Origin of the sequence: Bradyrhizobium arachidis, from assembly GCF_024758505.1 — a bacterium.
Lineage (GTDB): Bacteria > Pseudomonadota > Alphaproteobacteria > Rhizobiales > Xanthobacteraceae > Bradyrhizobium > Bradyrhizobium manausense_C.
On the sequence record NZ_CP077970.1, the window covers coordinates 2,538,765 to 2,555,031 of the forward strand.

Below are 16,267 nucleotides of genomic sequence, written 5' to 3' on the forward strand. Positions count from 1 at the left end.
AAGGCGAGGGGCGGCATGAGCGAAACGTTGAACGGACGGGTGGCGTCATGGCTCTCCGCCATTTGGGCGGCGCGCTATCGTACTCCCGCCCGTTTCGTCGCGTTGGTCGCGCTGCTCCTGCCGTGGTCGACGACCGGCGTGATCTTCGCGCTCCTTGCCTGGCTGATCGCCTTCGCGTTCATCGACCTCAGGGAATTTCCGCGCTCGCTGCTGCGCCCGATCTGCCTGCTGCCGATTGCGCTGTTCGTCCTCGCCCTTGCTGGCACGCTGTGGTCGGATGCGCCCTGGCCGGTGCGGCTGCATGCGATCGCCCCAGCGGCGAAGCTCCTGGCGCTGCCGCTCCTGATCTACCAGTTCGAGCGCTGGCCCCATGGCAACTGGGTGTTCGCGGCGTTCCTCGTGTCCTGCGGGCTGTTGCTGCTAACGTCCTTTGCCGTCGCGATCGAGCCCAGCCTGTCGCTTAAACTCTATCTGTCGCGCGGACCCTACAAGGTCGAGAGCGGGATCGCCGTACGCAACTATATCGACCAGAGTCAGGAATTCGCGCTCTGCGCGCTCGCGCTGGCCTATCCGGTCGCCGCGCAGTTTCGCGCCGGCAAGCTTCGGATGGCGGCGCTGCTCGGGCTGCTCGCGCTCGCATTCCTCCTCAATATGATGTTCGTCGTGGTCTCCCGCACCGCGCTGGTCACTCTGCCAATCCTGATCGTCGTGTTCGCGCTCATTCATCTGCGCCTGCGTGCGACGCTGATGGTTGTCGGAGTGATCCTGCTCGTTGCCGGCGGCGCCTGGTCGGCTTCGCCGAATTTGCGCAGCACGGTGGACAAGTTCTTCGGGGATTACGAGGACACCTGGGTGGAGAACAAGGCGAGCGGCATGGGCTCGCGCCTGGAGTTTTGGCGAAAGTCCCTCACCTTCTGGGCGGCTGCGCCGCTGATCGGCAACGGCACTGGCTCTACGGGCGGGCTGTTCGAGGGGGCAGCGCAAGGCGAAACCGGCCTGCGCGCCGAAATCGTCGCCGATCCCCACAACCAGACCTTCGCTGTCGCCGTGCAGTGGGGCGCGTTCGGCGTCATCATCCTCTACGCCATGTGGCTGACGCATCTCCTGATGTTTCGCGGCGAAGGGCTTGCGAACTGGGTCGGCATGCTGGTCGTGGTGCAGAACATGCTGTCTTCGCTGTTCAACTCGCACCTTTTCGATTTCAGCGAGGGCTGGCTCTACGTGCTCGGTGTTGGCGTCGCCGGCGGGATGACGTTGGCCCGGAGACTCCAGAGCTAATGCGCGCCAACACTATTCCAGACGAGCGCTGCGCCTGACAGGAACAGAAGCCCGAGCACGACATCGCCAAAATGCTTGTCGTTCAGCGCGTGATAGACTCGCGCACCCAGCCAGGCGCCGATCAGCGTTCCCGGAAAGGCGATGAGCGCGAGCCAGATCACCCTGGTCTCGACGAGGCCGGAGGCCGTCTGCAGGACCAGTGCGGCCGCGAGCACGGTGAAATTGAAGAGCTGGAAGATGCCGCGGCGCTCGTGCTTGTTCCAGCCGCGGATGTTGGCCCACAGGATCGGAAGCGGGCCGGAGAGGCCGGCGAGGCCGCCCAAAATGCCGCCGGCGAATCCGATCGCGCCATCGGCTGCCTTGCCACCGAAGGTGACTTTGAGGGGACGCTTGTTGAGATAGAGCGCGGTTGAAAAGATCAGGATCAGGACGCCGACGCTGAGCTTGAACACTTTTGGATCGGCCGAGGCGACCATCATGGTGCCGAGCGGCACGCCGAGGAGGCCGCCGATCAGGAACGGCCAGACCAGCGTGAGATCAAAACGCTTCCACATCGAGGGCAGCGTCGATGCTTGCGCGATCACCGAACAGATCAGGACCAGCGGCACCGCGAGCGAGGGCGGCAGGACGTAGAGCCAGATGCCGAGCGCCATTAGCGCCGTGCCGAAGCCGGCGAGGCCCGAAACGAAGCCTCCGGCCAGCGCGCCAAAAAGCAGCAGCGCGTAGGTGAGCGTTTCCACCGATTATTCCTTGTCGTTGTCGGCGTGGCACCGGGCGATCCCTGATGTCGATCGCCTCGCACGGCATAGAACAGGCGCGGCGATTGAGGTCAATGCGTACCAAGCGCAGACGCGATCCATGCCTAGAGCATGATGGCGGTTTGTTCGCGGGACGCTTACCCTCCCCTGGAGGGGGAGGGTCGATCGCGCGCAGCGCGAGCGGGGTGGGGTGATCTCTCCACTCGGGCAGTGTTCGACGCGGAGGGACTTTCACCCCACCCCGTCTCACATTTCGCTACGCTCAATGCGAGCCGACCCTCCCCCTCCAGGGGAGGGTAAGACTCACGCCGCTAAATGGCGTTCGCGTCGCTCTAAACTATCTGCCTGGTGTCGGCGGGCTTTTGCAACGCGCCGACCACGATCTGTAACGCCTGCGTCAGCTCGGCGCGATTGCGGGCCGCACCGAGCGACAGGCGCGCGGCATGCGGTGCTCGTCCATCGGCGACGAACGCATCGCTCGCGATCACGGCGAGGCCATTGCGCAAGAGGTGCGCGGCGAGATCCTGCCGGCCCCAGCTCTCCGGTAGCCGCAGCCAGAGATGATGCGCGGCCGGCCTTGCCAGGAACGGAAATCCCTTGAGGACGCGTTGCGCGAGCTGCTGCCGTCCGACCGCTTCGTTGCGGATCGCGGCGATGATGCGATCGGCAATGCCGGTCTCGAGCCAATGCGTCACCAGCGCGACCATCAGCGGTGCGGGCATCTGCACCGCCGCCTGCAAATAGGTCCGCATCTGTTGTTGCGCGGTGTTGTCCGGCGTCACCAGATAGGCGACGCGCAGTGCCGGCGCGATGCATTTCGAGAACGTGGTCGCAAGCCAGGTTCGCTCCGGAATGAGGTTCGCGATCGGCGAGGCCGCGCGGTCGAGCAAGCCATAGGCGTCGTCCTCGATCAGCATGGTGTCGGCACCGCGCACGATTTTTGCGATGGCGCTGCGGCGCTCGGCCGAAAGCGTCGCGGTGGTCGGATTGTGCAGCGTCGGAATCAGATAGACGGCCTTCGGCCTGTGCTCGCGGCAAGCTTTTGCCAGCGCGTCCGGCAAAATGCCGCCCTCGTCCATGGCGACGCCGACCAGCCTGACGCCGAGGCGTGCGGCGACCGCCTTGATGCCGGGGAACGTGAGTGCCTCCGTCAGCACGACATCGCCGGGCTGCACGAGATAGGCGAGGAGGTTGAACAGGATCGTCTGCGTGCCTGGAAAGATCACGAGACGGTCGGGGCGAACATGCGGAACGCGGCCGCGCATCCACTTCGCGGCGATCTCCAGCTCGCGCGCGCTGCCGCCGGGTGGCTGATAATTCAGGAATGCCGTCAGCCCGGATTGCTGGCGCAGGGCCTCCATCCCGGAGAGGATGCGATCGTCGAGCTGCGCTTCCAGCGGATGCGGCGGCACGTTCATCGACAGGTCGATCGCGACGGGATGCGGCAGGTCGACGGCGCGCCGCGCTGATGTCTCCGAGACGAACGAGCCCTGGCCGACCCGCGCCTCCAAAATCCCGCGGCGGCGCGCCTCGCTATAGGCGCGCGTCACCGTGGTGAGGTCGATGCCGAGCGCCTTGGCGAGCGCGCGCTGCGTCGGCAATTGCTGTCCGCGCACCAGCCTCCCCGCGGCGATGTCGGCCTCCATGGCATCGACGATGCGCTGATAGCGGGGCCCCGAGAGCTCCGAGATTGTAGGAGTCCAATCCATGCAATTACGGTCCATATCCTTTGAATGTATGGATGCAAGATAGTATTGTATGGATCGTGAGGCAAGAACAGAGAAAGAGGTGCGGTCATGACGAACAACGGTTCGATTTCGCTGGCGAAGGCGATGTGGCGCGGCTTCCGCGGCAAGTGCCCGCATTGCGGCGAGGGCCATCTGTTCGCCCGCTTCCTGAAGGTCGCCGATCGCTGCGAGGCCTGCGGCGAAGAATTCTTCCACCACCGCGCCGACGATCTTCCGGCCTATCTCGTGATCGTCGTGGTCGGCCATCTCGTGGTGCCGGCGATCCTCGCGATCGAGACCGCCTATGCGCCGGCCGTGTGGTTGCAACTCGCGGTCTGGCTGCCGGTGACGTTGATCGCTTCGATCGCATTGCTGCAGCCCACCAAGGGCGCGGTCGTCGGGCTGCAATGGCAGGTCGGCATGCACGGCTTTGAGGACAGCAAGCATCGGCGCGAGGCAGGTGAGCTCGCGCTGGCCAGGGCCGGCACGACGGCACGCGCGGCCTAAAGGAGTTTTCCGCGGCGTTTACATCGCGCGTTCGGCGGCTACACTCCGGCGAACGCAACAAAAAAAGATGGAAACGCCGATGACCGCAAGCTCGCCGAAGACCTTCCTGCTTTGCCATGGCGCCTGGTCCGGCGGCTGGGCCTGGAAGAAGATGCATCCGCTGATGGCGCGGGCCGGCCACCGGCTGATCGCGCCGACCTATACCGGGCTCGGCGAGCGCTCGCATCTGGCCAATCCCTCTGTTGATCTCGATACGCATATCCAGGACATCCTCAACGTCATCAAGTATGAGGATCTCCACGACTTCGTGCTGCTCGGCCACAGCTATGGCGGCATGGTCGCAACCGGGGTCGCCGATCGCGCCCGCGAGCGCATCACGCAAATGATCTATCTCGACGCCTTCGTGCCGCGCGACGGCCAGTCGCTGTTCGATCTCAACGAGGGCGGGCGCGAGCCGATGCGCAAGGCGGCCACATCGGGCGACGGTTATCGCATCCCGCCCAATCCGCCGCCGCCGGACACGCCGCCGGCCGATCTCGACTGGCTCAACGCCCGCCGCGTCAACATGCCGATCAAATGCTTCGAGACGAGGTTGAAGCTCGAGCATGGCGAGCCGCAAATGCCGCGCAGCTATATCTATTGCGCGCGCATTCCGCCGGGCGATGTGTTCGGGCAGTTCGCCGGGCGCGCGAAGAGCGAGGCGGGCTGGGGCTATTTCGAGCTCGATGCGAGCCATGCGCCGAATGTGACGGCGCCGGAGGCGCTGATGCAGGTGCTGCAGGAGATCGTGGGATAGTCTCTCGGTCATTCCGGGGCGCGACGAAGTCGCGAACCCGGAATCCGGAGATTGCGGCGCGAGATTCCGGGTTCGCGCTAACGCGCGCCCCGGAATGACGGAGCGGGAAATGGTGAGGGGTCCGACGCGATCAACGTCGAACCCCTCGTTTGCAGATATCAGCCGGCCTGTAAGCCGGGTTCTGTAGGGCACCGCCCGTTTGCACGAACGATACGTGACGGCCATTCCTCTGGGACCATGTTTGCACATGGCCTCGAGCAACCTACCCGGACGGCGGGCCTGACATCGCCCCGCGGCGTTATCGCTTTCGCGAACAGCCCGCTTGTGCCGTCCCTATTCGGTTTTGCTCCCGGTGGGGTTTGCCATGCCGGCTCCGTTGCCGGAACCGCGGTGCGCTCTTACCGCACCTTTTCACCCTTACCTGCCTTCGCAGCTTGCGCTGCTACGGCACGGCAGGCCCGAGGGCTTGTCGCGCCGAAGCCCAAAGGGCGGAGGCGGGCGGTTCGTTCTCTGTGGCACTTTCCCTGAGGTTACCCTCGCCGGACGTTATCCGGCACCGCATGTCAAGGGAGCCCGGACTTTCCTCCCCGGCGGCCTTTCGACACTTGCAGGGGCGGCCGTCCGGCCGACTGACGCCTTAACGCATGGGCATTTATGACGCTTTCGTCAAGGCGATATCGCTCCCGCGGGACGTGCGAAAATAATTTATCCTGAAGATGTCGTTTGGTGCGGGCCCCGTTCGACTGGATGTCGGCGATCAAGCCAAAGCAACAGGAGTGAGCGATGCAATATTTGCTGCTGATCTACCAGAACGAGGCCGAGTACGCGAAGATTGACACGGGAACCACCCAGAAGATGTCGGCGGAGTATGAGACCTTCACACAATCCATCATCCAGAACGGCAATTTCAAGGCCGGCGACCGGCTGCGGCCGACCACGACAGCGACCACGGTGCGCGTGCGCGATGGCAAGACGCTGACGACCGACGGTCCGTTTGCGGAAACGCGCGAACAGCTCGGCGGCTACTATCTGGTGGAGGCCAAGGATCTCAACGCGGCGATCGAGATTGCGGCGCGGATCCCGAGCGCGCGCGTCGGTTCGATCGAGGTGCGGCCGATCTGGGTGTACGACAAGTGACGGCGACGCGCGCAGCCGCCGCATGACCCCGGCCGAGATCGAAAAGATCTTCCGCGACGAGGCGGGGCGGGCACTGGCCACGCTGATCCGCCTCGTCGGCGATTTCGATCTCGCCGAGGACGCGCTGCAGGACGCGTTTGCCGTGGCACTGGAGCGCTGGTCGCCGCGCGATGTTCCCGACAATCCGCGCGCCTGGCTCGTGAACGTCGGGCGCAACAAGGCGATCGACCGCATCCGCCGGCAGGCTGCCTTCCGCGGCAAGCTGCGAGAGCTCGTGCATGAGCTCGAGATGAACGCGCAGGCGGTGGACGAGCCGAGTGCCGTGCTCGACGACGACATGCTGCGGCTGATCTTCACCTGCTGCCATCCGGCGTTTGCAGCGGAAGTTCAGGTCGCACTTACGCTGCGCACGGTGTGCGGTCTCACCACCGCGCAGGTCGCGCGCGCCTTCCTCGTCAGCGAGGAAGCGATGGCGCAGCGGCTCGTGCGCGCCAAGCAGAAGATCAGGCTCGCCGGCATTCCCTATGAGGTGCCCGAGCGCGACGCGCTGGAGCCGCGGCTGCGCGGCGTGCTTGCCGTGATCTATCTCGTCTTCACCGAAGGTTATGTCGCAACATCAGGCGCGGATCTGATGCGACCCGATCTCGCGGTGGAGGCGATCAGGCTCGGCCGGCTGCTCGACCGCCTGATGCCGGATCGCGGCGAGATCAAGGGGCTGCTCGCCTTGATGCTGCTGCACGATGCGCGCCGTGCGGGCCGCGAAACGGCAGCCGGCGACATCGTGCTGCTGGAGGAGCAGGACCGCTCGCTGTGGGACCAAGCGCAGATCGAGGAGGGGCTTTGGCTTGTGGACGATGCGCTGCGCGTGCCCGGTCGGCCGCAACCCTACACGGTGCAGGCCGCGATCGCCGCGTTGCATGCGCGCGCGCCGAGCTACGATCAGACAGATTGGCCGCAGATCGCCGGCCTCTACCAGGTGCTGCTGCGCATCAGCCCGTCGCCGGTGATCGAGCTCAACCATGCCGCCGCCGTATCGATGGTCGACGGCCCCGCGCGCGCGCTCGATCTCGTCAACGCGATTGCCGCACGCGGCGGGCTCGATGGCTATGAGCTGCTGCCTGCGGTGCGGGCGGATTTGTTGCGAAGGCTGGGCCGGAAGGACGAAGCGCGCGCGGCCTACGTCACGGCAACGGCGGCGACGCAGCTCGAGCCGTTGCGGAGGCTGTATGCGCGGCGGATGAGAGAGATGGGATGAGCAGGAGAGCGTTGAGTCTCGACCCGTCATCCTGAGGTGCGAGCGGTGCGGCGCAAATGCGACGCGCGGCGAGCCTCGAAGGATGAACGGCCGGGATGCAGCCGGGCCGTCGCCCTTCGAGGGCCGCTGAAGAAGCGGCCACCTCAGGGTGACGGGGATGAAGTGGCTTTGGCCGTCACTTCGCCGCCACCGCCGTCGGCTCCTGCGGCAGGCTCGCCAGCAGCGCCTGCAGCGTCGACAGCGTCGAGTGATCCGCAACGCCATCGAGTCGCGCGGGGCGGAAGTGGCGCTGGAAGGCGGTGACGACTTCCATGGTTGCGGCGTCGTACTTGCCGGTGAGTGGCACGCCGTAGCCATATTTTGCGAGCGCCTGTTGCAGGCTCAGCACTTCGTCGCTGATGGTGCCGAGCATCAGGCTCTCGCCGCGCACGACGGGCGCCGGCGTCACCCAGTGACCGACGCCGGAGTTCGCCAGCGAATGCCACGGAAACTTCTCGCCGGGATCCTTCTTGCGCGCCGGCGCGACGTCGGAATGCGCCAGCACGCGATGCGGCGGCACTTTGCGGCGGAGCATGATGCCACGGCATAGCGCGATGACGGCCGCGATCTGGCGCAGCGGAAATTCCGGATAGCCCCAGTCATGGCCGCGGTTGACGATCTCGATGCCGATCGAGCAGGAATTGATGTCGTCCTCGCCGGCCCAGGAGGAGACGCCGGCGTGCCAGGCGCGCTTGGCCTCCTGCACGCATTGCACGATGCGCCCGTCTTCGAGCACGACGTAATGCGCCGACACTTCGGTACCGGCGGTGCACAGCCGCGCCAGCGCGCCCTCGACGTCAGGCATGCCGGTGTAATGCAGGACGATCATGTCCGGCAGCCGGCCCTTGTTGCGCTCGCCGTAATTCGGCGACGGGATGATGTCGGAGACGATGGAGGAATCGGGGTCGAACGTCCGCATGCTCGCCGCGGCCTTCGGAACCGGGAGGACGCGTTGGCGCTTCGAATCAGATCCAGGTGACGCGGGCGAACCGGACGACATAGGGCAGCTCGGGAACAGAGGACGATGGGCCCTTCAAGCCCTTATCTTTACTATTCCTTTACCCCTGCACCCGCGCAATCGCGCAACGTGCCTAACGGGTGCATTTTGGCCCGACTGTGTGGATGACGCATCACCACCTGGCGCCACTTGGCCGCCTTTTCGACTTGTAACCAAGCTATCAACGCTTTCTTAACGCTAAGGGCCGTTACTGAGTGGTGAAATGCCGACCCGTGTCCGGAGGCGGCTGAAAGCGCTTTTTTGCTCGAAATCCCATGGCTGCCCGACAAATTCCACTGGGAAAACAGGGTTTGCGGCCTGGGTTGCTCGGGCCAGGCAAGCGCGCTGTGCAGGGGTTGAGCCGTGGAACCGCCGCGACGCGGAGCTATTTTGGGCGTTGTGGGCTCGTCCGCCATCGGCTTCGTGTCGATCGGGCGTGGCGCATGACCTCGGCTGCCCATATTCCCGTTCTCGGCCGTGAAGCGGTCGACCATCTCGCGCCGCGCGCGGGCGGCGTTTATGTCGACGCGACCTTCGGCGCTGGCGGCTACAGCCGCGCCATCCTCGACATCCCGGGAACCCGCGTCATCGGCATCGACCGCGACCGCACGGCGATCGCCGGCGGATTCGATCTGGTCGATCGCTCCGAGGGGCGGCTGACGCTGGTCGAGGATCGCTTCTCGAATCTGGCCGAAATCTGCGCTGCGCAAGGGCTCGACGAAGTCGACGGCGTCGTCATGGATGTCGGCGTCTCCTCCATGCAGCTCGATCAGGCCGGCCGCGGCTTCTCTTTCCGTCTCGACGGTCCGCTCGACATGCGCATGGGGCAGTCCGGGCCGACGGCGGCGGACGTGGTTGCAACCGCGTCCGAAGGCGATCTCGCCGACGTCATCTATCTCCTCGGCGAGGAGCGCCATTCGCGCAAGGTGGCGCGCGCCATCGTCGCCGCGCGCAAGGACGCGCCGATTACGACCACGCGGGCACTCGCCGACATCGTTGCGCGCGTGGTGCGCGCCAAGCCCAACGAAATCCATCCGGCGACGCGAACGTTCCAGGCCCTGCGCATTCTCGTCAATGAAGAGCTCGACGAGCTCGAGAGCGCGCTTGCCGGCGCTGAGCGCATGCTCAGGCCCGGCGGCCGGCTCGTGGTGGTGTCGTTCCATTCGCTGGAAGACCGCATCGTCAAGAATTTCCTCAACGCACGCGCCAAGACCGGCGGCGGCTCGCGGCATCTGCCGGAGGTCGCGCAGGCAGCACCGAGCTTCCAGCTCCTGACGCGGCGGCCGGTCATCGCCGGCGAAGAAGAGGTCGCGCACAATCCGCGCGCGCGTTCGGCAAAGCTGCGCGCCGCCGAGCGAATCGCCGCGTCAGCGCATGCCGGCGGCGAAGAATCGTCCTGGCCTGGTCTCTCCGATGTCATGAGGGGCGGCTAGCGCATGCGCATCATCCACCTCCTGGTCATCGGCGCGCTGATCTTCGCCGCGGCCTATGTCTACCGGATCAAGATGGAATCCACAGCCCGCACCGAACGCGTGCTGCGCCTGCACGCGGAAATCCGCGAGCAGCGCGACGCGATCGCGGCGTTGCGCGCCGAATGGTCCAAGCTCGATGCGCCGCTGCGGCTGCAGGGGCTGGCCGAGCGGCATCTGCCGCTCAAGCCGCTCAACGGCACGCAATATGATCAGCTCAAGAACCTGCCGGAGCGCCCGCCGCGGCTGGTGAAGCCGGGCGAGCCCGATCCGATCGGCGCCATGATCAACACCATCGAAGCCGTGGTCAACTCCGATACCGTGACCGGATCCGTGCCTCAGCCGGGGAGCAAGCGATGAGCGCCAAGACTCCGGCCAACGCTCCGGCCAAGCGCACTGATAAGCCCACCGAGCCCTGGAAGCAGCGGCTGATCCGCAGCCTGCTCTACGGGCGCAACGTCGATCGCGCCGCGAAGGCGCGCGTGCGTGTCGGCTTTGCCATCCTCGCTTTCGCGGCGATCTATTCGGTGATCGGCGGCCGGCTCGTCATGTTCGCGATCGGCGCCGACAGCCACGGCGCACGCCGCGCCGCGTCGCAGGACGTGATCGCGACCGCGCGTCCCGACATCATCGATCGCAACGGCGAGATCCTCGCCACCGACGTCAAGGCATCGAGCCTGTTCGGCGAGCCGCGCCGCATCATCGACAAGGACGAGGCCATCGAGCTCTTGACCGCGACGGTGCCCGATCTCGACACCGGCGAGGTGCGCGAGCGGCTGTCGTCGCGAAAAGGCTTCGTGTGGCTGAAGCGCGAGATCACGCCGAAGCAGCAGCAGGACATCCACAAGCTCGGCATTCCCGGCATCGGCTTCCTGCGCGAGAACAAGCGCGTCTATCCGACCGGCAACGAGGTCGCCCACCTCATCGGTCTCGTCAACATCGACAACCAGGGCATCGCCGGCATGGAGAAGTGGCTCGACACCAACGGGCTCGCGGATCTCCACCGCGCCGGCTTTGCCACGGATCGCCTGCAAAAGCCGATCGAGCTGTCGGTCGATTTGCGCGTCGAGCATGCGCTGCGCGACGAATTGCTGCGAGCCAAGGAAAAGTACAAGGCGAAGGCGGCCTCCGGCCTCGTCTCCAACGTCAAGACCGGCGAGATCGTCGCGCTGGTGTCGCTGCCGGATTTCGATCCGAACAACCCGAAAGAGGCGCACGATCCCGATCGCATCAACCGTCTCACGACCGGCGTGTTCGAGATGGGCTCGACCTTCAAGACCCTGACGCTGGCGATGGCGCTGGACTCCGGCAAGGCCTCGCTCAACACGCTGTACGACGCACGCGGCGCGCTGCATTACGGCAAGTTCGCGATCCACGACACCCACCCGCTTGGACGCTCGATCTCGCTTGCGGAAGTGTTCACCTTCTCCTCCAACGTCGGTGCGGCGCGCGTTGCGCTGAGCCAGGGCGTCGAGGCACATCGCGCGTTCCTGAAGAAGGTCGGGCAGCTCGACCGCCTCCGCACAGAGCTGCCGGAGAGCGCTTCACCGATCGTGCCGAAACGCTGGGGCGAGCTCAACACCATCACCATCGCGTTCGGTCACGGTATCGCGGTGGCACCGCTGCAGGCGGTGATGGGCATCAATGCGATGGTCAATGGCGGCTATCTGATCCCGCCGACCTTCCTCAAGCGCTCCGAGGAAGACGCCAAGGCGGTGGCCAAGAAGGTGATCCGGCCCGAAACGTCGGAGAAGATCCGCTATCTGATGCGGCTCAACGCCGAGGTCGGAACCGCCAAGAAGGCTGACGTCGCCGGCTACTATATCGGCGGCAAGACCGGCACGTCCGAGAAGGTGGTCGGCGGCCGCTATTCCAAGAAGCAGGTGCTCAATTCCTTCACGGCGATCCTGCCGGCGGACAATCCGCAATTCCAGCTCCTGGTCATGCTGGACGAGCCGAAGGCGATCCCGGAGACCATGGGCTTCATCACCTCGGGCTGGAACGCGGTGCCGACGGGCGGCAAGGTGATTGCCCGGATTGCGCCGCTGCTCGGGATCGAGCCTCGCTTTAATCTGCCGCCGTCCGACCGCCTTATTCTTGCGACATCCAGGACAACCCAGTAAGCCGTAACGGTGCTGCCCTGAGTCGGTTTTCGCTGGATTTCCGGCTTGGCGTCCGGACTGGAAGACCATGAAACTGCGCGACCTCCTGGGTCAGGATTTTTTGGGCAATGATGCCGCAATCGAGCCTGCTGCCGCAGCGCTCGATGTGACGGGCATTGCGCTGGACAGCCGCGTGGTCAAGCCGGGCGATCTGTTTTTCGCGCTCGCAGGCCACAAGACCGACGGCGCGCGTTTCATCGAGGCTGCGATTGCGGCCGGCGCCGTTGCGGTGGTGGGTGATCATCCGCCACAGGGCGGCTGCAAGGTGCCGTTCATCGTGGTCTCCAATCCGCGCCGCGCGCTGGCGCTGGCGGCGGCCAAATTCTTCCCGCGCCAGCCCGCGACGATTGCGGCGGTGACCGGCACCAGCGGCAAGACGTCGGTCGCCGCCTTCACGCGGCAGATCTGGGAGCGGCTCGGGCACAACTCTGCGAGCATCGGCACCATCGGCCTCGTCTCGCCGAAACGCACGGTCTATGGCTCGCTGACGACGCCGGATCCGATCGCGCTGCATCGGCAGATCGACGAAATTGCGCGCGACGGCGTCACGCATCTGGCGTTTGAAGCATCCTCGCACGGGCTCGACCAGTATCGGCTCGACGGCGTACGCGTCTCCGCCGGCGGTTTCACGAACCTCACGCGCGATCACATGGATTATCATCCGACTGTCGCGCACTACCTTGCTGCCAAGCTTCGGCTGTTCCGCGATCTGATCCCGCAAGGTGGCGCAGCCGTGATCTCCGCCGATCATGAATGCTCGGCGGAAGCGATCAAGGCGGCACGCGCGAAGGGATTGCGCGTGATGGCGGTCGGCCGGAACGGCGATGCAGGCGAAGGCATTCGCCTTGTGAGTGCTGAAGTCGACGGCTTTGCGCAGAAGCTTGCTGTTGAGCATCGCGGCAAACGGTATTCGATCCGGCTGCCGTTGGTCGGCGAATTCCAAATCGAGAACGCGCTCGTGTCGGCCGGCCTTGCCGTCGGTACCGGCAGCGATGCGGCAAATGTGTTTGCGTGCCTCGAACATCTCGAAGGCGCCAAGGGCAGGCTGGAGCGCGTCGGAGAGCGCAATGGCGCGTCGATCTTCGTCGATTACGCCCACAAGCCCGATGCGCTCGCAAAAGCGCTTCAGGCGCTCCGACCCTATGCCAAGCGAAAGCTGATCGTCGTGTTCGGCGCGGGCGGGGATCGCGATGCCGGCAAGCGCCCGATCATGGGCGCGATCGCGGCCGAGAATGCCGACGGTGTCATCATCACCGACGACAATCCGCGCAGCGAGAAGCCGGAGGCCATTCGCGCCGCGATCCTCGCGGAAGCCAAGGGCGCCAAGGAAATCGGCGACCGCGCGGAGGCGATCCGCGCCGCAATCGATGATCTCCAGCCGGGCGATGCGCTGTTGATCGCCGGCAAGGGCCACGAGAGCGGGCAGATCGTCGGCGACCGCGTGCTGCCGTTCAGCGATCACGAGGCGGTCGCCGCCGCACTAACGACGAGGGGTGCATGAGCGCGCCATTGTGGACGGTTGCCGAGGTCGCGCGTGCGCTGGGGCTGACGGGATCCTTTCCGGACACGCCGATCGATTTCGTGACCCAGGACAGCCGCCTGGTGAAGCCGGGCAGCCTGTTCGTTGCGCTCAGCGGCACGCCGAGCGGCGGCTTCATCTCCAGCTTCGCCAGCGCGCGCGACGGCTGGGAGTTTGCCGACAAGGCGGAGGCGGCCGGTGCCGCCGCGATCATCGTCCCGCACGAGATCGCGGGCCTCCGCATTCCCCAGCTCATCGTCAAGGACACGCTGATCGACGGCCTCTGGGGCCTCGCGCGCGCCGCCCGCGCGCGCTTCAAGGGCGAGGTGATCGGTCTCACCGGCAGTGCCGGCAAGACCAGCACCAAGGAATATCTCGCGGCCTATCCGAACGCCTATGCGAGCCCGTCGAGCTTCAACAATTTCTGGGGCGTGCCGCTGACGCTGGTCAACGCAAGGCCCGACGCCAGCCTCTGGGTCGTCGAGATGGGCATGAACCAGACCGGCGAGATCGCGCGGCTCAGCGAGTTGACGCGGCCGACGGTCGCGCTGGTCGTCAATGTGCAGCCGGTGCATCTGGAAAAGCTCGGCTCGCTCGAAGCCATCAGGCGCGAGAAGGTCAGCATCGCGCAGGGCCTGCCGAAAGACGGCGTGCTGGTGCTGCCGGCGGATATCGCCGCACCCGAATGGAGCGGCAAGGTTGTGCGCTTCGGCGAGGGCACTGCGGTGCGCGAACTGACGCATACCCCTGAGGGTGAGAGCTGGCGCGTGAGCGCCGAAATTGCAGGCAAGACCATCGATTTCAGCCTCACGCCCGGCGCGCCGCATCGCGTCCAGAACGCACTTGCCGCGCTCGCCTCGATCCATGGCGCGAGCCTCGACGCATCAGTGCTTGCAGCGCGGCTCGACGGCGTCGGCATCATGACCGGACGCGGCGTCGAGCAGACCGTCGGCGGCGTCACCGTGATCGACGACAGCTTTAACGGCAATCCCGCCAGCATGGCGGCGGCGCTGGAAAGCCTGAAAGCGCGCCCGGTGACCGGCGGTCGCCGCATCGCAGTGCTCGGCGACATGCTCGAGCTCGGCAGCGATGCGCCGGCCTATCACAAGGAGCTCGCCAAATATCTTTCCGGGATTGACGGCGTCTACTGCGTCGGTCCCCTGATGCACAACCTCCATGGCCTGCTGCCGGCGGATAAGGACCTCGGCTGGCACGACGACCCTGCGACACTGAAGCCCCAGGCCGTAGCAGTGCTGCTGAAGGCAGGCGATGTCGTGGTTGTCAAGGGCAGCAAGAAGATGTTCTGGGTCAACAAGTTTGTGCCGGCCCTAGTGGCCGCGTTGCAGGCAAAGGCGTAAACTGCGTGTTGCGTCGCCGCCTGATCCTGCTTCCCGCAACGCCTGGTGCGGCGCGTTCGGTTTATTGGGGTCGCCTGACCGCCAGACCAAGATTGAACGATGCGCCGCGAGGCGCTTCCGAAATAGCCGCGAGCAGAAGCGGTATGGGACTGTTTGAATGTTTTACTGGTTGATCGAACTCTCCAACACGGTTCCTGGCTTTGGTGCGTTTCGCACGCTCCTGAACGTCTTCCGCTACATCACGTTCCGCACAGGTGGCGCCGTGGTCACCGGTGCGCTGTTCGTGTTCCTGTTCGGGCCCTGGATCATCGATCATTTGCGCATCCGCCAGGGCAAGGGTCAGCCGATCCGCACCGACGGCCCGCAATCGCATCTGGCCAAGAGGGGCACGCCCACCATGGGCGGGTTGATGATCCTGTCGGGTCTCACCGTCGGCACCGTGCTGTGGTGCAATCCGCTCAACCCCTATGTCTGGATCGTTCTCGCGGTGACGCTCGGTTTCGGCTTCGTCGGCTTCTATGACGATTACCTGAAGGTGACCAAGCAGACGTCGAGCGGTTTTGGCGGCAAGCTCCGCCTCTGCATCGAGGCCATCATCGCGCTGGTGGCCTGCTACGCCCTGGTGCGGTTGAACCGCGATCCCGCGTCCACCGCGCTGACAATTCCCTTCCTGAAAGACACCGTGCTGCATTTCGGCTGGTTCTTTGTCGTATTCGGCGCCTTCGTCATCGTCGGCGCCGGCAATGCGGTGAATCTCACCGACGGTCTCGACGGCCTCGCCATCGTGCCCGTGATGATCGCGACAGCGAGCTTTGCCATGATCGCCTATCTCGCCGGCAACGCCGTGTTCGCCGACTATCTCCAGATCAAATATGTCGCCGGCACCGGCGAGCTCGCCGTGCTGTGCGGAGCGCTATTGGGCGCGGGCCTCGGCTTCCTCTGGTTCAATGCGCCGCCGGCCTCGATCTTCATGGGCGACACCGGTTCGCTCGCGCTCGGCGGCATGCTGGGTGCGATCGCGGTCGCGGTGAAGCACGAGATCGTGCTCGCGGTCATCGGCGGCCTGTTCGTGCTGGAGGCCGTCTCCGTCATCGTGCAAGTCGTCTCGTTCAAGCTCACGGGAAAACGCATCTTCAAGATGGCCCCGATCCATCACCACTTTGAGCAACTGGGCTGGACCGAGCCGCAGATCGTGATCCGCTTCTGGATCATCTCGGTGATGCTGGCGCTCGCCGGCCTCTCCACGCTGAAGCTGCGGTGATGAT

At 65.4% G+C, this 16,267-nt stretch carries 14 protein-coding genes and 1 other RNA gene; 11 read left to right on the plus strand and 4 right to left on the minus strand.

Annotated features, from left to right (window positions below; all coding sequences use genetic code 11):
- Positions 1 to 15 precede the first annotated feature (15 nt).
- A complete protein-coding gene (locus KUF59_RS11230; RefSeq protein WP_212457372.1) occupies positions 16 to 1,278 on the plus strand; it encodes an O-antigen ligase family protein in 1,263 nt (420 codons plus the stop codon).
- On the opposite strand, the gene KUF59_RS11235 is transcribed toward KUF59_RS11230, so the two are convergent.
- Both KUF59_RS11235 and KUF59_RS11240 read right to left on the minus strand, forming a co-directional pair.
- Positions 1,275 to 2,018: a sulfite exporter TauE/SafE family protein gene (locus KUF59_RS11235; protein WP_212457371.1), complete on the minus strand. Its 744-nt coding sequence runs from the start codon at positions 2,016 to 2,018 to the stop codon at positions 1,275 to 1,277. The two genes, KUF59_RS11230 and KUF59_RS11235, sit on opposite strands and share 4 nt — an antisense overlap.
- A gap of 350 nt (positions 2,019 to 2,368) precedes the next feature.
- Positions 2,369 to 3,745 (minus strand): aminotransferase-like domain-containing protein, encoded by a 1,377-nt coding sequence (locus tag KUF59_RS11240; protein WP_212457370.1) that lies wholly within the window; start codon positions 3,743 to 3,745, stop codon positions 2,369 to 2,371.
- Between the two features lie 87 nt (positions 3,746 to 3,832).
- Between KUF59_RS11240 and KUF59_RS11245 the strand changes: the two genes are divergently transcribed.
- The gene (locus tag KUF59_RS11245) at positions 3,833 to 4,270 is read left to right on the plus strand and encodes a DUF983 domain-containing protein (RefSeq protein ID WP_212457369.1); all 438 of its coding nucleotides are present in this window, start codon (positions 3,833 to 3,835) and stop codon (positions 4,268 to 4,270) included.
- Positions 4,271 to 4,337: 67 nt separating this feature from the next.
- Positions 4,338 to 5,066 carry an alpha/beta hydrolase gene (locus tag KUF59_RS11250; protein WP_212457368.1) on the plus strand — a complete coding sequence of 243 codons (729 nt, stop codon included), beginning with the start codon at positions 4,338 to 4,340 and terminating at the stop codon, positions 5,064 to 5,066.
- 154 nt (positions 5,067 to 5,220) lie between these two features.
- On the opposite strand, the gene rnpB is transcribed toward KUF59_RS11250, so the two are convergent.
- An RNA gene (gene rnpB / locus KUF59_RS11255) (RNase P RNA component class A) lies at positions 5,221 to 5,699 on the minus strand.
- A gap of 150 nt (positions 5,700 to 5,849) precedes the next feature.
- Between rnpB and KUF59_RS11260 the strand changes: the two genes are divergently transcribed.
- On the plus strand, positions 5,850 to 6,203 hold the full coding sequence (locus KUF59_RS11260) for a YciI family protein (RefSeq protein ID WP_212457367.1): 354 nt from the start codon (positions 5,850 to 5,852) through the stop codon (positions 6,201 to 6,203).
- 22 nt (positions 6,204 to 6,225) lie between these two features.
- Positions 6,226 to 7,458 carry an RNA polymerase sigma factor gene (locus KUF59_RS11265; RefSeq protein ID WP_212457366.1) on the plus strand — a complete coding sequence of 411 codons (1,233 nt, stop codon included), beginning with the start codon at positions 6,226 to 6,228 and terminating at the stop codon, positions 7,456 to 7,458.
- A gap of 175 nt (positions 7,459 to 7,633) precedes the next feature.
- Here the strand turns inward: KUF59_RS11265 and KUF59_RS11270 are convergent, their stop codons facing one another.
- Positions 7,634 to 8,416, minus strand: coding sequence for an N-acetylmuramoyl-L-alanine amidase (locus KUF59_RS11270; protein ID WP_249140181.1), 783 nt, complete (start codon positions 8,414 to 8,416; stop codon positions 7,634 to 7,636).
- Positions 8,417 to 8,937: 521 nt separating this feature from the next.
- Between KUF59_RS11270 and rsmH the strand changes: the two genes are divergently transcribed.
- The 6 genes from rsmH to mraY all read left to right on the plus strand — a co-directional run bounded on the left by rsmH (position 8,938) and on the right by mraY (position 16,263).
- Entirely contained in the window at positions 8,938 to 9,927 is a 990-nt protein-coding gene (rsmH, locus tag KUF59_RS11275) for a 16S rRNA (cytosine(1402)-N(4))-methyltransferase RsmH (protein WP_212457364.1), read from the plus strand.
- A 3-nt stretch (positions 9,928 to 9,930) separates the two neighbouring features.
- The gene (ftsL, locus tag KUF59_RS11280; protein WP_212457363.1) at positions 9,931 to 10,323 is read left to right on the plus strand and encodes a cell division protein FtsL; all 393 of its coding nucleotides are present in this window, start codon (positions 9,931 to 9,933) and stop codon (positions 10,321 to 10,323) included.
- Positions 10,320 to 12,086 carry a peptidoglycan D,D-transpeptidase FtsI family protein gene (locus tag KUF59_RS11285; RefSeq protein ID WP_212457362.1) on the plus strand — a complete coding sequence of 589 codons (1,767 nt, stop codon included), beginning with the start codon at positions 10,320 to 10,322 and terminating at the stop codon, positions 12,084 to 12,086. The genes ftsL and KUF59_RS11285 overlap by 4 nt, the downstream gene beginning before the upstream one ends.
- 67 nt (positions 12,087 to 12,153) lie before the next feature.
- Positions 12,154 to 13,626 carry a UDP-N-acetylmuramoyl-L-alanyl-D-glutamate--2,6-diaminopimelate ligase gene (locus KUF59_RS11290; protein ID WP_212457361.1) on the plus strand — a complete coding sequence of 491 codons (1,473 nt, stop codon included), beginning with the start codon at positions 12,154 to 12,156 and terminating at the stop codon, positions 13,624 to 13,626.
- The gene (locus KUF59_RS11295) at positions 13,623 to 15,002 is read left to right on the plus strand and encodes a UDP-N-acetylmuramoyl-tripeptide--D-alanyl-D-alanine ligase (protein WP_212457360.1); all 1,380 of its coding nucleotides are present in this window, start codon (positions 13,623 to 13,625) and stop codon (positions 15,000 to 15,002) included. Before KUF59_RS11290 ends, KUF59_RS11295 begins: the two co-directional genes overlap by 4 nt.
- Positions 15,003 to 15,159: 157 nt before the next feature.
- A complete protein-coding gene (gene mraY, locus KUF59_RS11300; RefSeq protein ID WP_212457359.1) occupies positions 15,160 to 16,263 on the plus strand; it encodes a phospho-N-acetylmuramoyl-pentapeptide-transferase in 1,104 nt (367 codons plus the stop codon).
- Positions 16,264 to 16,267 lie beyond the last annotated feature (4 nt).

Coding starts and splice junctions, on each gene's coding strand:
- KUF59_RS11230 (WP_212457372.1), top strand. CDS start 16: ATGAGCGAAACGTTGAACGGACGGGTGGCGTCATGGCTCTCCGCCATT.
- KUF59_RS11270 (WP_249140181.1), bottom strand. CDS start 8,416: ATGCGGACGTTCGACCCCGATTCCTCCATCGTCTCCGACATCATCCCG.
- KUF59_RS11285 (WP_212457362.1), top strand. CDS start 10,320: ATGAGCGCCAAGACTCCGGCCAACGCTCCGGCCAAGCGCACTGATAAG.
- KUF59_RS11250 (WP_212457368.1), top strand. CDS start 4,338: ATGGAAACGCCGATGACCGCAAGCTCGCCGAAGACCTTCCTGCTTTGC.
- KUF59_RS11260 (WP_212457367.1), top strand. CDS start 5,850: ATGCAATATTTGCTGCTGATCTACCAGAACGAGGCCGAGTACGCGAAG.
- mraY (WP_212457359.1), top strand. CDS start 15,160: ATGTTTTACTGGTTGATCGAACTCTCCAACACGGTTCCTGGCTTTGGT.
- KUF59_RS11240 (WP_212457370.1), bottom strand. CDS start 3,745: ATGGATTGGACTCCTACAATCTCGGAGCTCTCGGGGCCCCGCTATCAG.
- KUF59_RS11290 (WP_212457361.1), top strand. CDS start 12,154: ATGAAACTGCGCGACCTCCTGGGTCAGGATTTTTTGGGCAATGATGCC.
- KUF59_RS11295 (WP_212457360.1), top strand. CDS start 13,623: ATGAGCGCGCCATTGTGGACGGTTGCCGAGGTCGCGCGTGCGCTGGGG.
- ftsL (WP_212457363.1), top strand. CDS start 9,931: ATGCGCATCATCCACCTCCTGGTCATCGGCGCGCTGATCTTCGCCGCG.
- KUF59_RS11265 (WP_212457366.1), top strand. CDS start 6,226: ATGACCCCGGCCGAGATCGAAAAGATCTTCCGCGACGAGGCGGGGCGG.
- rsmH (WP_212457364.1), top strand. CDS start 8,938: ATGACCTCGGCTGCCCATATTCCCGTTCTCGGCCGTGAAGCGGTCGAC.
- KUF59_RS11245 (WP_212457369.1), top strand. CDS start 3,833: ATGACGAACAACGGTTCGATTTCGCTGGCGAAGGCGATGTGGCGCGGC.